Origin of the sequence: Streptomyces sp. TG1A-8 (assembly GCF_030499535.1) — a bacterium.
In the GTDB taxonomy this organism is placed as follows: Bacteria; Actinomycetota; Actinomycetes; order Streptomycetales; family Streptomycetaceae; genus Streptomyces.
In genome coordinates this window covers 364,857-381,934 of record NZ_JASTLB010000004.1, presented here as the reverse complement: position 1 = coordinate 381,934, position 17,078 = coordinate 364,857, and the positions used below count along the sequence as shown (strand labels likewise).

The window sequence follows — 17,078 nt, the reverse complement described above, 5'->3', positions numbered from 1 at the left end:
CTAACTGTACAGGACGTACAGAATGTAGGATGTGCACATGGCCCATGAGATTCCTGTGACGCAAGCCCGCTCTGAGCTGGCGGAGCTCATCAACCGTGTGGTTTACGGAGGTGAACATGTCGTTCTTACTCGCCACGGAAAGCCGCTCGTCGCCCTCGTATCGGCCGCCGACCTGGAGCGAATCCAGGCACCTGCGCCGGAGCCTGAGCAGGCAATTGGTACGGTGTCCGTCGTGATGGACGCGCTGCCTCACCACCGCAGCGAGCCGAGCAGGTTCGGCCTCGTCGCCGAGCACGGGAGCCCACACGAGGCTTACCCACCCCAGTGAAGGGGACTGCCCAGGAACGGGTGTCAGGTCGCGTCTGAGGTGACCCCTGGGGTGTGGATACTCTGACAATGGATCTTGGTGGTCCGAGGAAGGGTGTCCTGTGGGACGTGGGTCTCCGTATCCGGAGGAGTTCAGGAACGACGCGGTGGCGCTGTATCGCGCGGCCGCGGGTCGGCGCACGTATGCGGCGGTGGCGGCGGATGTCGGGGTGACCGGCGAGACGCTGCGGTCCTGGGTGCGCCAGGCCGACGAGCAGGCGGGCCGGGTCCGCGGCGGCGAGGCGATGCCCGAGGAGCGGGACGAGGAGCTGGCCCGACTTCGGGCCGAGCTCGGCAGGCTGCGCAAGGCTGAGGCCGAGTGGCAGTTGGAGCGGGAGATCCTGCGGCGGGCGGCCCAGTATTTCGCCCGGAAGATGAAGGCATGACCGGCCGCTGGGACTTCATCTCCGCCAACTGCGCCGACTTCGGCGTGCAGCGGATGTGCCGGGTCCTCGGGGTCTCGCGCTCGGGCTACTACCGGTGGACGGCCGGCGCGGCCGCCCGCGCCGAGCGCCGCGGACGACGACGCCCTGGTCGCGGAGATCCGCCAGATCCACGCCGAGCACCGCGGCACCTACGGAGTGCGGCGCGTGCACGCCGAGCTGCGGGGCTTCGGGCACACGGTCAACCGCAAGCGGATCGAGCGGCTGATGCGCCGGGAAGGAATCGAGGGCCGACACCTGCGCCGGCGCAAGCGCACCACGATCCCCGACCGACTCGCCCCGCCCGCGCCGGACCTGGTCCGACGCGACTTCACCGCCGGCCGCTTGGACGAGAAGTGGTGCGGCGACATCACCTACGTGCAGGTCGGCGGCACGTGGCTCTACCTGGCCTGTGTCCTGGACATCTGCTCGCGCCGGCTGCTGGGCTGGTCGATGGCCACGCACATGCGAACCGAGCTGGTCGTCGGCGCCCTGAAGATGGCGGTGGCGACCCGCGACGGCCGCGTGGACGGAGTGATCTTCCACGCAGACAGGGGCTCGCAGTACACCTGAGCGGCGTTCACCCAGGTCACCGGTCATTTCGGCATCCGTCGGAGCATGGAGCGTGTCGGGTCGAGTTACGACAACGCCCTCGCCGAGAGTTTCTGGCAAGGGCTGAAGAGAGAGGCACTGCAAGGGGCGCTCGCGACGGTGCGGCAAGCCAGGCTGGAAATCTTCCAGTGGCTGACCTACTACAACGCCCGCAGGCGCCACAGCAGCCTCGGCTACCTCTCGCCCGTTGAGTTCGAACAGCAGCACCGGGCAGAGCATAGACTCACGCTCGCGGCATGAACCCCCGTGTCCACACTCCGGGGGACGCCTCAACAGCCCGAAGACCCCCATACCCGTGGCCATCGAAACCAGCCGCGGCCTGCTCGTGGCTTCCCTGCGCACCGGTGATCGCAAGGTATTCGCGATCAACCCGCTCGCCGCCTCCCGCTACCGCGACCGGCACGGCGTCAGCCGTAAGAAGTCCGACCCCGGCGACGCCCTGGTCCTGGCGAACATCCTGCGCACCGACATGCACGCCCACCGGCCGCTGCCCGCCGACAGCGAACTCACCCAGGCCATCACCGTGCTGGCCCGAGCCCAGCAGGACGCCGTGTGGAGCCGCCAGCAGGTCGCCAACCAGGTCCGCTCGCTGCTGCGCGAGTACTACCCCGCCGCCCTGCACGCCTTCCAGGGCAAGGAGGGCGGCCTGACCGGGGCAGACGCCCGGGTGGTCCTTGCCCTCGCCCCGACCCCGGCGAAGGCCGCGAAACTCACCCTTGCCCAGCTGCGCGCCGCTCTCAAGCGCAGCGGCCGCACCCGTGGCTTCGACACCGAGACCGCGCGCCTGCGGGAGATCTTCCGCTCCGAGTACGCCCGGCATCGCCCGGCCGTCGAGGACGCGTTCGGCCAGCAGCTGCTGGCTCTGCTCAAGCAGCTGGATGCCGCCTGCCAGGCCGCGGACGACCTCACCACGGCCGCCGAAGCCGCGTTCAAGGAGCACGCCGACAGCGAGATCCTGCTCAGCTTCCCCAGCCTCGGCCCCCTGCTCGGAGCCCGGCTGCTCGCCGAGATCGGCGACCACCGGACACGGTTCGCCGACGCCAGAGCCCTGAAGTCGTACGCCGGCTCGGCTCCGATCACCCGGGCCTCCGGCAAGAAGCACTTCGTCGGCCGGCGCTTCGTCAAGAACAACCGGCTCATGCACGCCGGCTTCCTTTGGGCCTTCTCAGCCCTCCAGGCATCCCCCGGGGCCAACACCCACTACCGGCGCCGACGCGAGCACGGAGACTGGCACAACGCCGCCCAGCGTCACCTGCTCAACCGCTTCCTCGGACAGCTCCACCACTGCCTGCGCAACAACGTGCCCTTCGATGAGCAGCGTGCCTTCACCCCTGTGACCACAGACGCTTCCACCTGAGGCTCCGCACATTGCGTCAGAAATGACCATGGCTTGGATTCCTACTGCAGCCGATGCCTGCCCAACCTAGGGTGAGCGCCGTGCATCAGCATCGGATCATCTGCTCACCGCCCCGCTTCTGAGCGGGGCGTCTGCTGGGCCCGGCCGGACGAACGGCCGTGGCCCCCTTCGGTGCTGCCTGATCAGCCGTCGATCCGCTGATGCCCTGCTTTGACGCCTTTTCCTTTCTTCGCGTCGAAGCTGGAGTCCTCTTTCATGCCTGCACGCTCGTCTCTTTCCGCTGCACCGATGCTGCGGAACGGCACCACCCTGCTCGTTCTGGCTGGAGTGCTGTGGGGAACCGGCGGTCTCGCCGGTTCGATCCTCGCCTCGTACACCGGCTTGGCCCCTGTCGCTGTGGCCGCATATCGCCTGCTGATCGGAGGCACCCTCATCACCGGATATGCCCTGGTGAGTGGACGACTCGTCGGGGTACCGCGGGACTCGCGGGGCCTGTTCCGCATCGCCGCTGCCGGTCTCCTGTTGGCCTGCTACCAGGCTGCCTACTTCGCAGCGGTAGCTGCTACCTCGGTCGGCCTGGCCACCCTGACCACGATGGTCGCAGTCTCCATCCTGATCACTGCTGGGACGGCATTCCTCGACCGGCGCCCACCAACCCGCCGCGCCATCGTCTCCTTGGTCATCGCGCTCGCGGGTCTGGTACTGCTGATCGGCTCGCCGACCGCAGGCGCTCACCGGATGGCCGGCACCGGCCTGGCGCTACTGGCTGCAGCAGGCTTCGCCGCGCTGTCGATGGACCGCCGTGAAACACTTCCCGGCCTGGACCACATCACCACCATCGGGCTGGGCTTCCTGGCTGGAGGTCTCCTGCTGCTGCCTATCACACTGACGGTCGGGATGGCCATCCCGGCCCGTCCCGCAGTAATCGGTGCCGTGCTCTTCCTCGGCCTGGTCCCCACGGCTGTCGCCTACAGCAGCTACTTCACTGGCCTGCGCTACGCGGGCTCCAGGGGGGCAATCATCGCTCTCTTCCTCGAACCGCTCACTGCCACCCTCCTCGCCGCACTCGTCAATCACGAGCATCTGACCGGCGCACAGATCCTCGGAGTGCTCTTCATCCTGTTCTCCACCACGATCCGTCAGGACTCCGCAGCTTGACTTCTTCACCCCCTGAGATGTCTAGGCGTAGGTCTCCACCTCCCAGCCGAGCTGGCGTGCCGCCGCGCGGAGCGCTGAGCGGAGGAGGCTGGCGCCGCCGAGGTCCTCCGCCTCTTGATCGGGCATGCGCAGCTCGACGCTGCCGCCGTAGCCGCCTCCTTGCGGTGGGCAACTGGCCTGGAGCAGCGGGACGAGCACGGTGATCATGGGGGCGCGGCGAGGGTCTGTAGCCGGTGTGGGCATCAAGGTCCCTTGGGGGTCGGTACTACGCGGGCAGCGGGGACAGAGGGGTGGTCGGGTCAGCGCGCCGGACCGCGATGATGTCGGCCAGGGCCATCCCGGCTTGCAGTATCTCGTGGGCGGCCACCCGCAGCCAGGGTTCGTCCGGGGCCGGCGGAATGCTCCCCGATCCACATGACATCGATGCAGTACCACTGGGCCTTCTCGTGGCGGCCGCCTGGCCCTGCCCAGCAGACCCCCAATCGCATGGAGTGGCCGGGGACGTCGACGCCGGCCAGAATCTCGCGCAGCTGGGCGAGGGCCGTCGTGGTGTGGTCGCTCAGGACCAGGCACCCGGTGGTCTTGAACGGCTCGTCAGGGTCGCGGAGTTGGGCATGCCGGGTCTGTTTGTGCAGGACGTCCCCCCGCTCGGTGAGGACGGTCTGGCGCACGGTCGCGATGAACGGAGCGCGGGCCCGGACCGAACCGGTGGCGCGCCGCTCGGACGCGGAGGCGCCGCCCGGGCCGTGCTAATACTCCAGTACGGTTTCGTGATCTACCCAGCGGATTCGTCGGCGGATCGTCGTCGGTAGTGACTGCGTCGGGCTGTTGCCTGGTGGCGTCTGCGCCAGGCGGACCAGTGCAGCAGCCTGGCCGCCGACACGGCCAGTGGGTTGAGGAGGGCGCCGAAGAGGCGGCGGATCTCCGGAACGGTCAACGCAATGGGGTCGCTGCTGCGGGCGAGCTGGTGCGGATCGGCGGTCCGCTTCGGCGGCGCTGCGCCGGCGGCGAGGGCGGTCAGGAAGGCCAGAGCGAGCATGGCGAGCGTGATGTGCCGGTGCCAGGAGGTCCAGTGCCTCACCTGGTAGTGGCCGAGTCCGACCTGACCCTTGGCGGCCTGGAAGCACTCCTCGACGCTCCAGCGGATGCCGGCGACGCGGACCAGTTCGGACAGGGCCACCTTTGTGGGTGACCAGCACAGGGAGAAGGCGAGTTCACCGGTAGTCCGGTTACGTCGGATGAGCAGGTGACGGTGGCAGTCGGTGCCGATGTGGATCCAGGCCCAGTCGTAGTACCGCGGGCTTTTCGCACCGTTTCTGGCGCTGTGGCGCTGCCAGGCCGTGGCGGGCAGGCGGCCGGCGACGGTGTCCGCGCGGACGGCGGTGCGGCCGTGGTTGATTCTCACCCGCATCGAGCAAGCGACGGCCAGCACGTAGCCGGTGCCGCGCGCCTCAAGGGCGGCGCGGAGCTGGGGGTCCTGGCCGTAGGCTTCGTCGCCGGTCACCCAGGACGCGGTGATCCCGGCGTCCAGCGCGGCGGCGATCATCTCCCCGGCCAGGCGGGGCTTGGTCGTGAACTGGGTGTCCTTGGGGATCCCGGCCGCGTGACGGCGTTCGGGATCGGAGCACCAGGACTGCTCGGGCAGGTAGAGCCGACGGTCGATCAGGGCCCGTCCACGGCGGGTGGCCAGGGCGAGGAACACGCCGACCTGGGAGTTTTCAATGCGTCCCGCGGTGCCGGTGTACTGCCGCTGCACACCGGCCGAGGCCCGGCCCTTCTTCAGAAAGCCGGTCTCGTCGACGACGAGAACGGCGCCGTCGGCGCCAAGGTGTTCGGCGGTGTACGCGCGCAGGTCGTCGCGGACCGCATCGGCGTCCCAGCGGGCGTAGCGCAGCAGGCGCTGCATCGGCCCGGGTCGGCTGTGGCCGGCCTGTTCGGCCAGCTGCCAGCAGTTCTTGCGCTCGACGTTCGACAGCAGCCCGAGCAGGTAGGCACGGGCCGCGGCCCGCGGCTCAACTCGTCCGAAGCGGCCCGCGATCCGGGCCATGACCTGGTCGAACATCGCCCACCAGCGGGCAGGGTCTACGCTATGGCCCGCGGCCACCGCACGATCTTCAGGAGTCCACACAACCCCGATGATCACGCGGTGGCCGTACCCGTTCCCAGCCGGGTCCGCGACAAGATCGCGAAACCAGACTGGAGTATTAGTACTCCAGCAGCGGTTCGTGTCCTGAGCTGGTGGTTGTCGTTGTCCTGGTATGGAGGGGATGAGTGAAGCCGCTTGCTGGGCCGGCGAGTTGGAGTTGGTGTTCGCTCGGGTGGCGGGCAGGTTCACTCGGGCGGATCTGCGGTGGCGGATGCGGGACTACGTCCGTGGTCTGCTGGGGCGGGCGACACGCAAGAACGGCTGGCAGCTTGCGGAATGGGCAGGTCACCGCACTCCGGACGGCTTTCAGCGGCTGCTGAACAGCAGTGTCTGGGACGCGGACGCCCTGCGTGACGACGTCCGTGCCTACGTCGCCGAACGGCTCGGACCGGGCGGTGTGCTGATCATCGACGACACGGGATTCATCAAGAAGGGCACCACCTCAGCCGGGGTCAGTCGGCAGTACACCGGCACCTCAGGAAAGATCGACAACTGTCAGATCGGCGTGTTCGCCGCCTACGCCACCAGCTCAGGCCGGGCCTTGGTGGACCGGGAGCTCTACCTGCCCAAAGCCTGGACGTCCGACCGTGACCGCTGCCGGGCGGCCAAGATCCCCGACGGGCGAGGCTTTGCGACCAAGGGGGAACTGGCCCGGGACATCGTCCGCCGCTGCCTGGCCGCCGGCCTGCCGGCGTCGTGGGTGACCGCGGATGAGGCCTACGGGCAGGACTGGCACTTCCGCCGCCTGCTCGAGCAGACGGGCGTCGGCTACGTGGTGGCGGTGCCCAAGTCCCAGCAGATCAAGTCCCTGGCCGGCATCTGGCGCATCGACCATCTCATCGATGAAGCACCCGATGATGCCTGGCAGCGGCTGTCCTGCGGCGATGGGGCGAAGGGCCCGCGGATCTACGACTGGGCCGGGGCCAAGTTGCCCGCCAACATCATCTTCGATCCGGATCCGCCGACCCATCACCGGTGGGTGATGGCCCGCCGCAGCCTGTCCGACCCCGAAGATGTGGCCTACTACCTGGCCTACGCACCCGTGGGTGTCGAGATCGCCGAGCTGGTCCGCATCGCCGGCTCCCGCTGGGCGATCGAGGAGTGCTTCCAGGCCGCGAAGAACGAGTGCGGCCTGGACGAGTACGAAGTCCGCCGCTATGTCGGCTGGTATCGGCACATCACCCTGGCCATGCTCGCCCACGCCGTCTTGGCCGCACTCGCAGCACAAGCCCAGGCCGGCGGGGAGGCAAAGGGGGCTGCAGAAACGGATCAGCCACCGTCCCGCTCACCGTGGCAGAGATCCGGCGGCTCCTGGACACTCTCCTGCCCCACCCACGAGCCGACCGCGATCCCATCACCCACGCACTGAACTGGTCCGCCTGGAGAAGACACCGCCAGGCCATCGCCCGCCGCTGCCACTACCGAAAACGCACCTCAGGCCACGAACCGCTGCTGGAGTATAAGAACTCCTAACGAAATGATCTTCGAGGTGGTTGGATCATTACGGCAGCGATGATCTGGGGGTGCGAAGTGGCACGGCCGAAGCCGTGGGAAGTCGACGACGAGCTGTGGGCGGTGATCGAACCGCTGCTGCCCAAGGTCGAGCGTCGGGCCCGGCACCCAGGGCGCAAGCGGCATCCGGACCGGCTGGTGTTCCAGGGCATCCTGTTCGTCCTGCACACCGGGATCTCCTGGGAACACCTGCCGCAGGAACTCGGCTTCGGCTCGGGCATGACCTGCTGGCGACGCCTGGCCGAGTGGACCGGGGCCGGCGTGTGGCCCCGACTGCACGAGGTCCTCCTTGCCAAGCTCCGCAGCGCGAACGCCCTGGACTTCTCCCGAGCGGCCGTCGACGGCTCCCACATCCGCGCGCTAAAGGGGGTCCCAAGACCGGACGAAGCCCTGTTGACCGGGGCAGAACCGGCAGCAAGCACCACCTGATCACCGACGCCACCGGCATCCCGCTCGCCGCCACGCTGACCGGCGGCAACCGCAACGACGTCACCCAGCTGATCCCTCTGCTGGAGGCGATACCGCCGGTGCGGGGCAAGCGAGGCCGGCCCCGACGCCGCCCGGACGTGGTGCTGGGCGACCGCGGCTACGACCACGACAAGTACCGCCGGCTCGTCCGGGACCTGGGCGTGAAGCCACTGATCGCCCGACGCGGCACCGAACACGGCTCCGGACTCGGCACCCAACGCTGGGTCGTGGAACGCGCATTCGCCCACCTGCACTGGTTCCGCCGTCTGCGGATCCGCTGGGAGATCCGCGACGACATCCACGAAGCCTTCCTCACCCTCGGATGCGCGCTCATCTGCTGGAGGCGCCTGACGTCATTGCGATAGGAGTTCTAAGACAAGAAGCGGATGCTGGTACTCCGCGGGGATCAGGTCGAGGGCCTGGTCGGATGTCAAACCCTCGTACCTCCGGTCATCGACGACTGCGACATTGGCCAAGAAACCGTCCTTGCTGGGGCCAAGAAACCGTCCTTGCTGGGCGAGAACAGCGACGCCCGCAGAGCGTCCCACGCACCGTCTGCTGAGAAGTCGGTGCGCACAACGAGAGCTTCCAAAGTGCAGGGGAGCTGATTCATGCGCGGACAGTACCGCCAACCCGGTGAACCAATCCGGTCACAGCACTATAGCCTGCAGGGCACCGTCAAGACCACCGAGGGCGCCAGCCATCCGGACCGCGACGCCCAGTTCGCCCACCTGAACGCTACGGCCACCGCCTTCCTCGACGACGGACAGCCGGTGATCAGCGTCGACACCAAGGCCAAGGAATGGCTCGGCAACCGAGACCGGCCCGGTCGCACCTGGCGGCCGGGCAAGGACCCAATCAAAGTCGACTGCCACACCTTCACCACCAGCGACCAGCCCGTCGCCATACCGTATGGGATCTACGACATCGCCACCAACACCGGCTGGGTCAACGTCGGGACCGACCACGACACCGCCGAGTTCGCGGTGGAGTCCATACGCCGCTGGTGGCAGCGCCGCGGACAGGTGCACCACCCGGACGCAACCCGGTTGCTGATCACCGCCGACGCCGGCGGCTCGAACGATCCCCGCCGCTGGACCTGGAAGAAACACCTGGCTGCCTTGGCCCTGGAGAGCGGCTTGGAGATCACGGTCTGCCACTTTCCGCCGGGCACGTCGAAATGGAACAAAATCGAACACCGAATGTTCTGCCACATCACCGCGAACTGGCGCGGTCGACCACTGACCAGCTACCAGGTCGTCATCGAAACCATTGCCGCGACGACCACACGCACCGGGCTGACCATCGACGCCGAGCTGAACACCGGCAGCTACCGCCTGGGCACTACGGTGACCGCCGCCGAGTTCCAGGCCCTGCCGATCACGCCCGACGCGTTCCACGGCGACTGGAACTACACCCTGGCGCCAGTCCCGCCCCGAACGCCCCAGACGCCGGCGACCGCCCGGCGGATCGACCCCGACCTGACCACGATGCTCAGCAATCCGGCCCTGACCGGCATGCCGCGGTCCGACTTCGAACGCTTGGTGGCAGTCTCCGAGCCGTACTGGGACGCCCTGGCCGAAGCGGCCTTCCAGCGACGCTTCCACCGTCCGCGCAGTTACCTCCACCCGCAGACCAGCAGCCTGGACCACTACCACCGCCTCCTGGCAGCGCTCTGACGCCGACGCAGGGCGATCACCAGCACCCTCCTGGCCCAGCTGCTGGGCGTTACCCGCACCAACCTCTCCAACCAGTTCCAAGACGGGCACCGGATCCCGGACCTGCATCGCATCGCCGTTACACCGCTGCCTGGGTCGCCCGCCCGGACCCTCGAACAGCTTCGAGTTCGCTTGCCTGACGAGGACCATCCGGAAGATCAACCCTGACAGTTATTCAGGAACAAGCCCCCCGGTGATCCTTCGCTGACGACTTCGAGCCAGGTCGACCACCCGGGCCCTCACAGTTGGGCCACTGCGAGGGCCATCACGGCGGCACCTCGGTGGCGGCAGTAGGGAAAACCCGCCCCCGCACTCTCCTGCCAGGTCTACTGCCTCACCCTTGTCCCCCTGCTGCACTGGGTCTACCTGCTCCCGAGCCTCGGCGAGGACTGACCGACATGCCCCAATTCACCGACGGGTTGGCCCAGGAGGTGTAGGTCGGGGTGAAGCACAGTTCGACCTTGTGTTTCCTGGCCCAGCGGCGGATGTCGGCGCCTTTGTGGGCGGACAGGTTGTCCAGGATCACGTAGATGGGTGCGCCGTCGGGTCGGGCGGCGCGGATCGACTTCAGTGCGGCCAGCGTGTTGGCGGCGCCCTTTCTGCGGCGGTTGACGCCCCACAGGGTGTCGTCGCCGACCGAGTAGCAGCCGTGGAAGTACCGCACTCCGTGGGTGCGGTGGTAGGTGGCCGGCACCCGGTCGGGTCTTGTCTGCGTGGCCCAGCAGCTGCCGCCGGTGGGTCGGATCCCGAGGGGGCCGAACTCGTCGAAGGCGAAGACCCGGTCCGGGAAGCGGTCAAGGACTTCCTCGATCCGGTCCAGCTTCGCCTCGCGCTCGGGGTCGGGGGATTCCTTCCAGGTCTTGGTGCGCTGGAAGGTGACACCGCGCCGGGCGAGCAACCCACGTAATGCCTCACGGCCGATGCGAATCACCCGGCCGTGAACTTTCCGCAGGTAGGCAACGAGCTTGCGCAGCGACCAGCGGGTGAAGGGCTGGCCGAGTTTGGTGGGGCGGGTGGTGGCCGTCTGGATGACGAAGTCCTCGTCGTCAGGGCTGAGCAGGCGGGGACGGCCTCCCGCCCACCGAGGGTCCAGACAGGCCAGGCCGATCTCGTTGAACCGGTGGATCACATCTCGGACGGTGTCATCGTCGGCCTGCACTAGCTGGGCGATCACCGGCACGCGGTTCCCGTCGGCCGAGGCCAGCAGCATCATCGCCCGGCGATAGCGCACCGAGTTGGTGCTGCCCCGGCGAACGATCTGCTGCAGCTTCTGCCCTTCCTGGTCGGTCAGTCTGCGCACACGGACAGGCTCGGCCACCGCGCCTCCAGTGGTCGGATCGGACGTCACTTCACATCCAACCGCCACGACCACCGACCCGGCGAACCTATGCGGTCACAGCACTAGGCCGTGTGCGGCAGTTGATCAACGGCATACGGTTCCGGGTTCGAACCGGTGTGCCGTGGCGGGACGTGCCCGTCGAGTATGGGCCATGGGGCCGGGTCTACGACCTGTTCCGCCGATGGCAGCGGAACGGCACCTGGCACAAGGTTTTCAGCCGGCTTCAATCCCTGGCCGATGCGAAGGGTGCGATCACGTGGGATCTGAGCGTGGATTCCACGGTGTGCCGCGCCCATCAGCATGCGGCTGGAGCCCGGAAGCAGGGTGACCTGCAGAAGGAACCGCCGGGCGGTGTCTTCACCGAGCCCCTTGATCATGGACTGGGACGCTCGCGTGGTGGGTTCACCACCAAGCTGCACCTGGCCGTCGAACAGGGCCAGAAGCCTATGTCGATCGTTGTGACGGCCGGGCAGCGCGGCGACTCGCCGCAGTTCGAACCCGTGCTGAGGAAGGTCCGGGTGCCTCGCATAGGGGCGGGCCGGCCGCGCGTCCGTCCCGATCGGGTACGTGCTGACAAGGCGTACGCCTCCCGCAAGAATCGCGCTTACCTGCGTCGCCGGGGGATCCGCTGCACCATCCCGGACAAGATCGACCAGGCGCGCAACCGTCAGAAGCTCGGCTCCCGCGGTGGCCGGCCGCCACATTTCGACCCGGTCGATTACCGTGAGCGCCATGCGGTCGAGTGTGGGATCAACCGCCTCAAGAGACACCGCGCTGTCGCCACGCGATACGACAAACTAGCGGTCCGCTACGAGGCGACCGTCCTCGTTGCTGCCATCAACGAGTGGCTGTGACCAGCGCCCACGTGTCAAGACTGCAGTTTCGCCTGGTCCTTCTCTACCGCTGCATAGCCGGGCACAGACGGCCACCGAACAGTCAGCACCACCGACTCTTCCTCCGCAAACCATGAGTGATCGACTTCGCGCCCCCAAACGACGTAATCACCCTGCTCCTCCAGAAGAACGCTGCGGCCGGGCAGCTCGACGCGGAAGCGACCGCTGATGAGAACCAGGAGCGCGGTGCGTTCCTCACCCCTCACCCACTGCGATCGCTCATCGGCGCGGGGGTGGACGCCCCATTTAATCTCCACAGCCTCGCTGTGGCGCGGGTCGCCGACGTCCTTGAAGTGCCCGAGGAGCCAACCTCGGTCCAGCGCCGCATCCTTGCCCGCGTTGCCCACGTACACGCTGTCATTCACATGGGCGAACGCTAGCAGCCGCTCATGTACTCGCAGTCAGCGATTTCGATACACGCCCTAGTACTCCAGCAGCGGTTCGTGTCCTGAGCTGGTGGTTGTCGTTGTCCTGGTATGGAGGGGATGAGTGAAGCCGCTTGCTGGGCCGGCGAGTTGGAGTTGGTGTTCGCTCGGGTGGCGGGCAGGTTCACTCGGGCGGATCTGCGGTGGCGGATGCGGGACTACGTCCGTGGTCTGCTGGGGCGGGCGACACGCAAGAACGGCTGGCAGCTTGCGGAATGGGCAGGTCACCGCACTCCGGACGGCTTTCAGCGGCTGCTGAACAGCAGTGTCTGGGACGCGGACGCCCTGCGTGACGACGTCCGTGCCTACGTCGCCGAACGGCTCGGACCGGGCGGTGTGCTGATCATCGACGACACGGGATTCATCAAGAAGGGCACCACCTCAGCCGGGGTCAGTCGGCAGTACACCGGCACCTCAGGAAAGATCGACAACTGTCAGATCGGCGTGTTCGCCGCCTACGCCACCAGCTCAGGCCGGGCCTTGGTGGACCGGGAGCTCTACCTGCCCAAAGCCTGGACGTCCGACCGTGACCGCTGCCGGGCGGCCAAGATCCCCGACGGGCGAGGCTTTGCGACCAAGGGGGAACTGGCCCGGGACATCGTCCGCCGCTGCCTGGCCGCCGGCCTGCCGGCGTCGTGGGTGACCGCGGATGAGGCCTACGGGCAGGACTGGCACTTCCGCCGCCTGCTCGAGCAGACGGGCGTCGGCTACGTGGTGGCGGTGCCCAAGTCCCAGCAGATCAAGTCCCTGGCCGGCATCTGGCGCATCGACCATCTCATCGATGAAGCACCCGATGATGCCTGGCAGCGGCTGTCCTGCGGCGATGGGGCGAAGGGCCCGCGGATCTACGACTGGGCCGGGGCCAAGTTGCCCGCCAACATCATCTTCGATCCGGATCCGCCGACCCATCACCGGTGGGTGATGGCCCGCCGCAGCCTGTCCGACCCCGAAGATGTGGCCTACTACCTGGCCTACGCACCCGTGGGTGTCGAGATCGCCGAGCTGGTCCGCATCGCCGGCTCCCGCTGGGCGATCGAGGAGTGCTTCCAGGCCGCGAAGAACGAGTGCGGCCTGGACGAGTACGAAGTCCGCCGCTATGTCGGCTGGTATCGGCACATCACCCTGGCCATGCTCGCCCACGCCGTCTTGGCCGCACTCGCAGCACAAGCCCAGGCCGGCGGGGAGGCAAAGGGGGCTGCAGAAACGGATCAGCCACCGTCCCGCTCACCGTGGCAGAGATCCGGCGGCTCCTGGACACTCTCCTGCCCCACCCACGAGCCGACCGCGATCCCATCACCCACGCACTGAACTGGTCCGCCTGGAGAAGACACCGCCAGGCCATCGCCCGCCGCTGCCACTACCGAAAACGCACCTCAGGCCACGAACCGCTGCTGGAGTACTAGCTTGACCTTTAACCTCGGCGTCCGAACGACGCCTCGTACTTGATCACTCGGAGTGGTGACTGCCATACACGTAGGCGGCCTTCGGCTGAGCATGTGATCCGACCAAGGAACACACAACGCCCAGCACGAAGGCCGTGGGGATGAGTCTGCTGCATCACGTCGTCCGGCAGGATCCGTTTGCGGAACTGTCACGCTTCCGGGGCGAGTTCTACTCCTGTCTGACCAGGCGTGCGGACGCGTTGTTCGAGCTGGCGGATGCCGTGTTGTGTGCGGATGGTCCGGTCCGGTCGCTGGTGGAACTGTCGCTGGTGGGCGAGCATCGCCGCGGACACGGCGGGCTGTATGACGCCCTGGCCGCGGGTCGGATGGACATTGCTCGGCTGCGGCGGGCCCTTGCCGTGGTGCCGCTGCCGAGGGCGGCGGACGGCCGACTGGTGCTGGCCGCCGACATCACCTGCTGGTTGCGGCCCGACGCGTACACCTCACCGCAGCGGATCCTGTGTCACACCTACGGGCGTGGCAAGGACCAGCACATTCCCGTTCCCGGCTGGCCGTATTCGGTGATCTGCGCGCTCGAGACAGGCCGCAGTTCCTGGACCGCGCCGCTGGACGCGCTGCGTCTGGCACCGGGGGACGACGCCGCCACCGTCACCGCCCGGCAGATGCGCGAGCTCATCGAGCGGCTGATGGAGGCCGGGCAGTGGAAGGACGGCGACCCGGAGATCCTGATCGTGGTGGACGCCGGATACGACGTGCCCCGCCTGGCCCACCTGCTCAAGGACCTGCCGGTGCAGGTACTGGGCCGGATGCGCTCGGACCGCGTCCTGCGCCGGGCGGCCCCGCCCCGCGAGCCGGGCACCCGGGGTCGTCCGCCCCGCCACGGCGGCGAGTTCGTCTTCGGCGATCCGGCCACCTGGAACACTCCCGATGCGGCGACGGTGACCGAGACCCGCCTGTATGGCACGGCAACCGCCAGGGCCTGGGACCGGCTCCACCCCAGGCTGACTCACCGCTCTGCGTGGGTCTCCCAGCTGGGCGCGCTGCCGGTCATCGAGGGCACTGTGATCCGTCTGCAGGTCGAGTACCTGCCCAGCGGCGCGACGCCGAAGCCGGTGTGGTTGTGGTGGTCCGGCACCGATGCCACCGACACTCAAGTCGACCTGCTCTGGCAGGTCTTCCTGCGCCGCTTCGACATCGAGCACACGTTCCGGCTGTTCAAGCAGACGCTGGGCTGGACCTGCCCGAAGATCCGTACTCCTGAAGCGGCTGACCGGTGGACCTGGCTGATCCTCGCCGTCTACACCCAGCTGCGGCTGGCCCGGCCGCTGGCGGCCGACCTGCGCCGGCCGTGGGAGAAGCCGAGCCCGCCGAACAGGCTCACCCCGGCCCGCGTCCGCCGCGACTTTCGGCACCTGCGCCCGCAGGCAGCATGCCCCGCCAGAGCACCGAAATCCTCCCGCCCCGGCCCGGGACGACCACCTGGCCGCAAGAACACCCGGCCCACCCCGCGCTACGACGTGCACACCGTCCGCAAACCAGGCACTACGAAACAGCGAACGAAGAAGTCAACAACCCCACGACCCCGCCGCACAGGTTAAAGATCAAGCTAGGTGTGGAGGGCCACCAGGCCAGATGTTCCGCTCCGCCCTGCGCGCCGTCAGGGACACCCGGCCCGACCTCCATGTCCTATGGGTTCTCCGGAAACCTCGGCTTCCCCATCCCCAGGAACTGGACCTTCAACCAGATCAAGGAATTCCACGTCACCAACGGCTCCGACGGGTTCGATCTGGACAACGACGCGGTCTCCGGCCTCGACTGCGGCGTCTCGTCGGTGAGCGACGCCGGTGGCCCTGCCGACGACTTCATCGCCTACGTCCAAAAGCTGTACGACCTGGCGGGCTCCTACGGTGCCAGCGGCCAGAAGCGCAGTCAGCTCGTCATGGAGTACATCCGCCACCACTCGTACGGCGAGAAGGACCTCGCGAACAAGGTCGGCTGGTGGTACCTCATCGGCTCGTACGACAGCGGGTTCGTCGACTACTGCAACTCCAACGGCATGAGCGTCAAGGCCCTGTTCACCGATCCCTTTACCGGCTACCAGCTCGGCGCCGAGCACATGATGGCCACGGCCAACGCCCACCTCCTGACGGCGCAGCCGGACAACAAGAAATCGGCCAACGGGGGCGATGTCGGCGGTTGGGCAGGCGACTTGATGACGTTCTGGGCCGATTGGCGTAACTCCGAGCAGGAGTATGCCGATCCGCTGCAGTTCGCCCACGCCAAACTCGCGGTACCCGGAGTCAATTCATCGTTCGGATTCAACGACCTCATCGAGGACGCCGACGGATACCTTCTCGCCCGGGCCGTAAATGGCGGCAAGACCATCGTCGATGCTGTGAGGGACCACTACAACGGCGGCGGCCTCAAGCGTTTCAACGACTACTTCACCAACAGGTGGGGCAACGCCACCGACTGCAAGACTTCCGCGCACAACGCCCTGACCGCGGTGGACGCGACGCTATCCGTCGCTCAGCTCCAACTCATCACCCTCGCCGGAATGGTGTCTCCGAGCGACTACCAAAACCTCCCCGGCGGCGGTGACAAGCTCAGCAACTTCGAGCAGGGCTTCGTTGACGCACTGCTGGCCCGTATGGGAACGGAGACCACCAAGCTGTCCCTGTACCAGGCGAACCACGAAAAGTACCTCAAGGCAGCCCGCTCACGCGCCGCCCAGTGACGACGGATAGAACTACGGAATGAAACAAGCCGGAGCCCTTATCGCCGCAGTGATCCTCGTTGTCTGGTTGGTGTGGAACCTGTGGAATGTCTTCCGCATCGTGACCGGACTTCGAGACCGATCATGGCGGCGCCCGCTGTGGTGGGCACGCGTGTGCTCTGTCTCTCTCTTCGCGGGCCTCTTGGCGTGGATCTGGGGCGTGTTCAGAACAGGGCTCGATGTCCGCGAAACGTGCCAGTTCGTCCATCACGTACACTACGACAGGGTGTACAGGGATGCGCATGCTGCGGAGTTCCAGAAGTTCTTCCCACTGCACAACAGGTGCAATGCAAACTTCGAGCTGGTTCCCGCATGGGTCAATCCGTCCCTTGTGGCGTGCGCCGTCATCTCCATCGTCGCCATTGCCGTCCTCGTGAAGTTCGGCATCACGCACCTCACTCGCTTGCCCCGAAAGGAAAGTCAGTCATGACCCAGACTGGTCTGTCACGACGCCGGTTTATCGGCGCCACGTCCGGCGCTGCG

At 67.4% G+C, this 17,078-nt stretch carries 15 protein-coding genes and 3 pseudogenes; 14 read left to right on the top strand and 4 right to left on the bottom strand.

Annotation, left to right across the window (positions count from 1 at the left end):
• Window positions 1-37: 37 nt before the first annotated feature.
• The 6 genes and pseudogenes from QQY24_RS33920 to QQY24_RS33895 all read left to right on the top strand — a co-directional run bounded on the left by QQY24_RS33920 (window position 38) and on the right by QQY24_RS33895 (window position 3,915).
• Entirely contained in the window at window positions 38-328 is a 291-nt protein-coding gene (locus tag QQY24_RS33920) for a type II toxin-antitoxin system Phd/YefM family antitoxin (RefSeq protein ID WP_301976757.1), read from the top strand.
• 100 nt (window positions 329-428) lie between these two features.
• The gene (locus QQY24_RS33915) at window positions 429-752 is read left to right on the top strand and encodes a transposase (protein ID WP_301976756.1); all 324 of its coding nucleotides are present in this window, start codon (window positions 429-431) and stop codon (window positions 750-752) included.
• A 114-nt stretch (window positions 753-866) separates the two neighbouring features.
• Window positions 867-1,361, top strand: a pseudogene (locus QQY24_RS33910) (IS3 family transposase); the annotation flags it as partial.
• Window positions 1,362-1,394: 33 nt separating this feature from the next.
• Window positions 1,395-1,640: an integrase core domain-containing protein gene (locus tag QQY24_RS33905; protein WP_301976876.1), complete on the top strand. Its 246-nt coding sequence runs from the start codon at window positions 1,395-1,397 to the stop codon at window positions 1,638-1,640.
• 43 nt (window positions 1,641-1,683) lie between these two features.
• A pseudogene (locus QQY24_RS33900) lies at window positions 1,684-2,757 on the top strand (IS110 family transposase); the annotation flags it as partial.
• Window positions 2,758-3,012: 255 nt separating this feature from the next.
• A complete protein-coding gene (locus QQY24_RS33895) occupies window positions 3,013-3,915 on the top strand; it encodes a DMT family transporter (RefSeq protein ID WP_301976755.1) in 903 nt (300 codons plus the stop codon).
• 21 nt (window positions 3,916-3,936) lie between these two features.
• Here QQY24_RS33895 and QQY24_RS33890 read toward each other — a convergent pair whose 3' ends face one another.
• Together QQY24_RS33890 and QQY24_RS33885 are read right to left on the bottom strand one after the other, a co-directional pair.
• Complete coding sequence (locus tag QQY24_RS33890) at window positions 3,937-4,122, bottom strand: hypothetical protein (protein WP_301976753.1); 186 nt, start codon at window positions 4,120-4,122, stop codon at window positions 3,937-3,939.
• Between the two features lie 568 nt (window positions 4,123-4,690).
• Window positions 4,691-5,962, bottom strand: coding sequence for an IS701 family transposase (locus tag QQY24_RS33885; protein ID WP_301976875.1), 1,272 nt, complete (start codon window positions 5,960-5,962; stop codon window positions 4,691-4,693).
• Window positions 5,963-6,173: 211 nt separating this feature from the next.
• Here QQY24_RS33885 and QQY24_RS33880 point away from each other — a divergent pair, with 211 nt between their 5' ends.
• The 3 genes and pseudogenes from QQY24_RS33880 to QQY24_RS33870 form a co-directional block, all read left to right on the top strand.
• Window positions 6,174-7,430 carry an IS701 family transposase gene (locus QQY24_RS33880; RefSeq protein WP_301970644.1) on the top strand — a complete coding sequence of 419 codons (1,257 nt, stop codon included), beginning with the start codon at window positions 6,174-6,176 and terminating at the stop codon, window positions 7,428-7,430.
• Between the two features lie 143 nt (window positions 7,431-7,573).
• Window positions 7,574-8,406 (top strand): IS5 family transposase gene (locus QQY24_RS33875; RefSeq protein ID WP_301970705.1). Its coding sequence is split into 2 segments (ribosomal slippage): window positions 7,574-7,918 and window positions 7,921-8,406, totalling 831 coding nucleotides; the frame shifts between segments, so codons are not numbered across the junction.
• A 294-nt stretch (window positions 8,407-8,700) separates the two neighbouring features.
• Window positions 8,701-9,827, top strand: a pseudogene (locus QQY24_RS33870) (ISAzo13 family transposase); the annotation flags it as partial.
• Between the two features lie 266 nt (window positions 9,828-10,093).
• On the opposite strand, the gene QQY24_RS33865 reads toward QQY24_RS33870, so the two are convergent.
• Complete coding sequence (locus QQY24_RS33865; RefSeq protein ID WP_367658072.1) at window positions 10,094-11,077, bottom strand: IS630 family transposase; 984 nt, start codon at window positions 11,075-11,077, stop codon at window positions 10,094-10,096.
• 92 nt (window positions 11,078-11,169) lie between these two features.
• Here QQY24_RS33865 and QQY24_RS33860 point away from each other — a divergent pair, with 92 nt between their 5' ends.
• Window positions 11,170-11,952 carry an IS5 family transposase gene (locus tag QQY24_RS33860; protein ID WP_301976751.1) on the top strand — a complete coding sequence of 261 codons (783 nt, stop codon included), beginning with the start codon at window positions 11,170-11,172 and terminating at the stop codon, window positions 11,950-11,952.
• A 14-nt stretch (window positions 11,953-11,966) separates the two neighbouring features.
• On the opposite strand, the gene QQY24_RS33855 is transcribed toward QQY24_RS33860, so the two are convergent.
• Entirely contained in the window at window positions 11,967-12,356 is a 390-nt protein-coding gene (locus tag QQY24_RS33855; RefSeq protein ID WP_301976750.1) for a signal peptidase I, read from the bottom strand.
• Between the two features lie 111 nt (window positions 12,357-12,467).
• On the opposite strand from QQY24_RS33855, the gene QQY24_RS33850 reads away from it, so the two are divergent.
• The 4 genes from QQY24_RS33850 to QQY24_RS33835 all read left to right on the top strand — a co-directional run bounded on the left by QQY24_RS33850 (window position 12,468) and on the right by QQY24_RS33835 (window position 17,025).
• A complete protein-coding gene (locus QQY24_RS33850) occupies window positions 12,468-13,724 on the top strand; it encodes an IS701 family transposase (protein WP_301970644.1) in 1,257 nt (418 codons plus the stop codon).
• Window positions 13,725-13,959: 235 nt separating this feature from the next.
• Window positions 13,960-15,417, top strand: coding sequence for an NF041680 family putative transposase (locus tag QQY24_RS33845; protein ID WP_301976749.1), 1,458 nt, complete (start codon window positions 13,960-13,962; stop codon window positions 15,415-15,417).
• A gap of 83 nt (window positions 15,418-15,500) precedes the next feature.
• The gene (locus tag QQY24_RS33840) at window positions 15,501-16,556 is read left to right on the top strand and encodes a hypothetical protein (RefSeq protein WP_301976748.1); all 1,056 of its coding nucleotides are present in this window, start codon (window positions 15,501-15,503) and stop codon (window positions 16,554-16,556) included.
• 19 nt (window positions 16,557-16,575) lie between these two features.
• Window positions 16,576-17,025, top strand: a complete 450-nt coding sequence (locus QQY24_RS33835; RefSeq protein ID WP_301976747.1) for a hypothetical protein — start codon at window positions 16,576-16,578, stop codon at window positions 17,023-17,025.
• Window positions 17,026-17,078 lie beyond the last annotated feature (53 nt).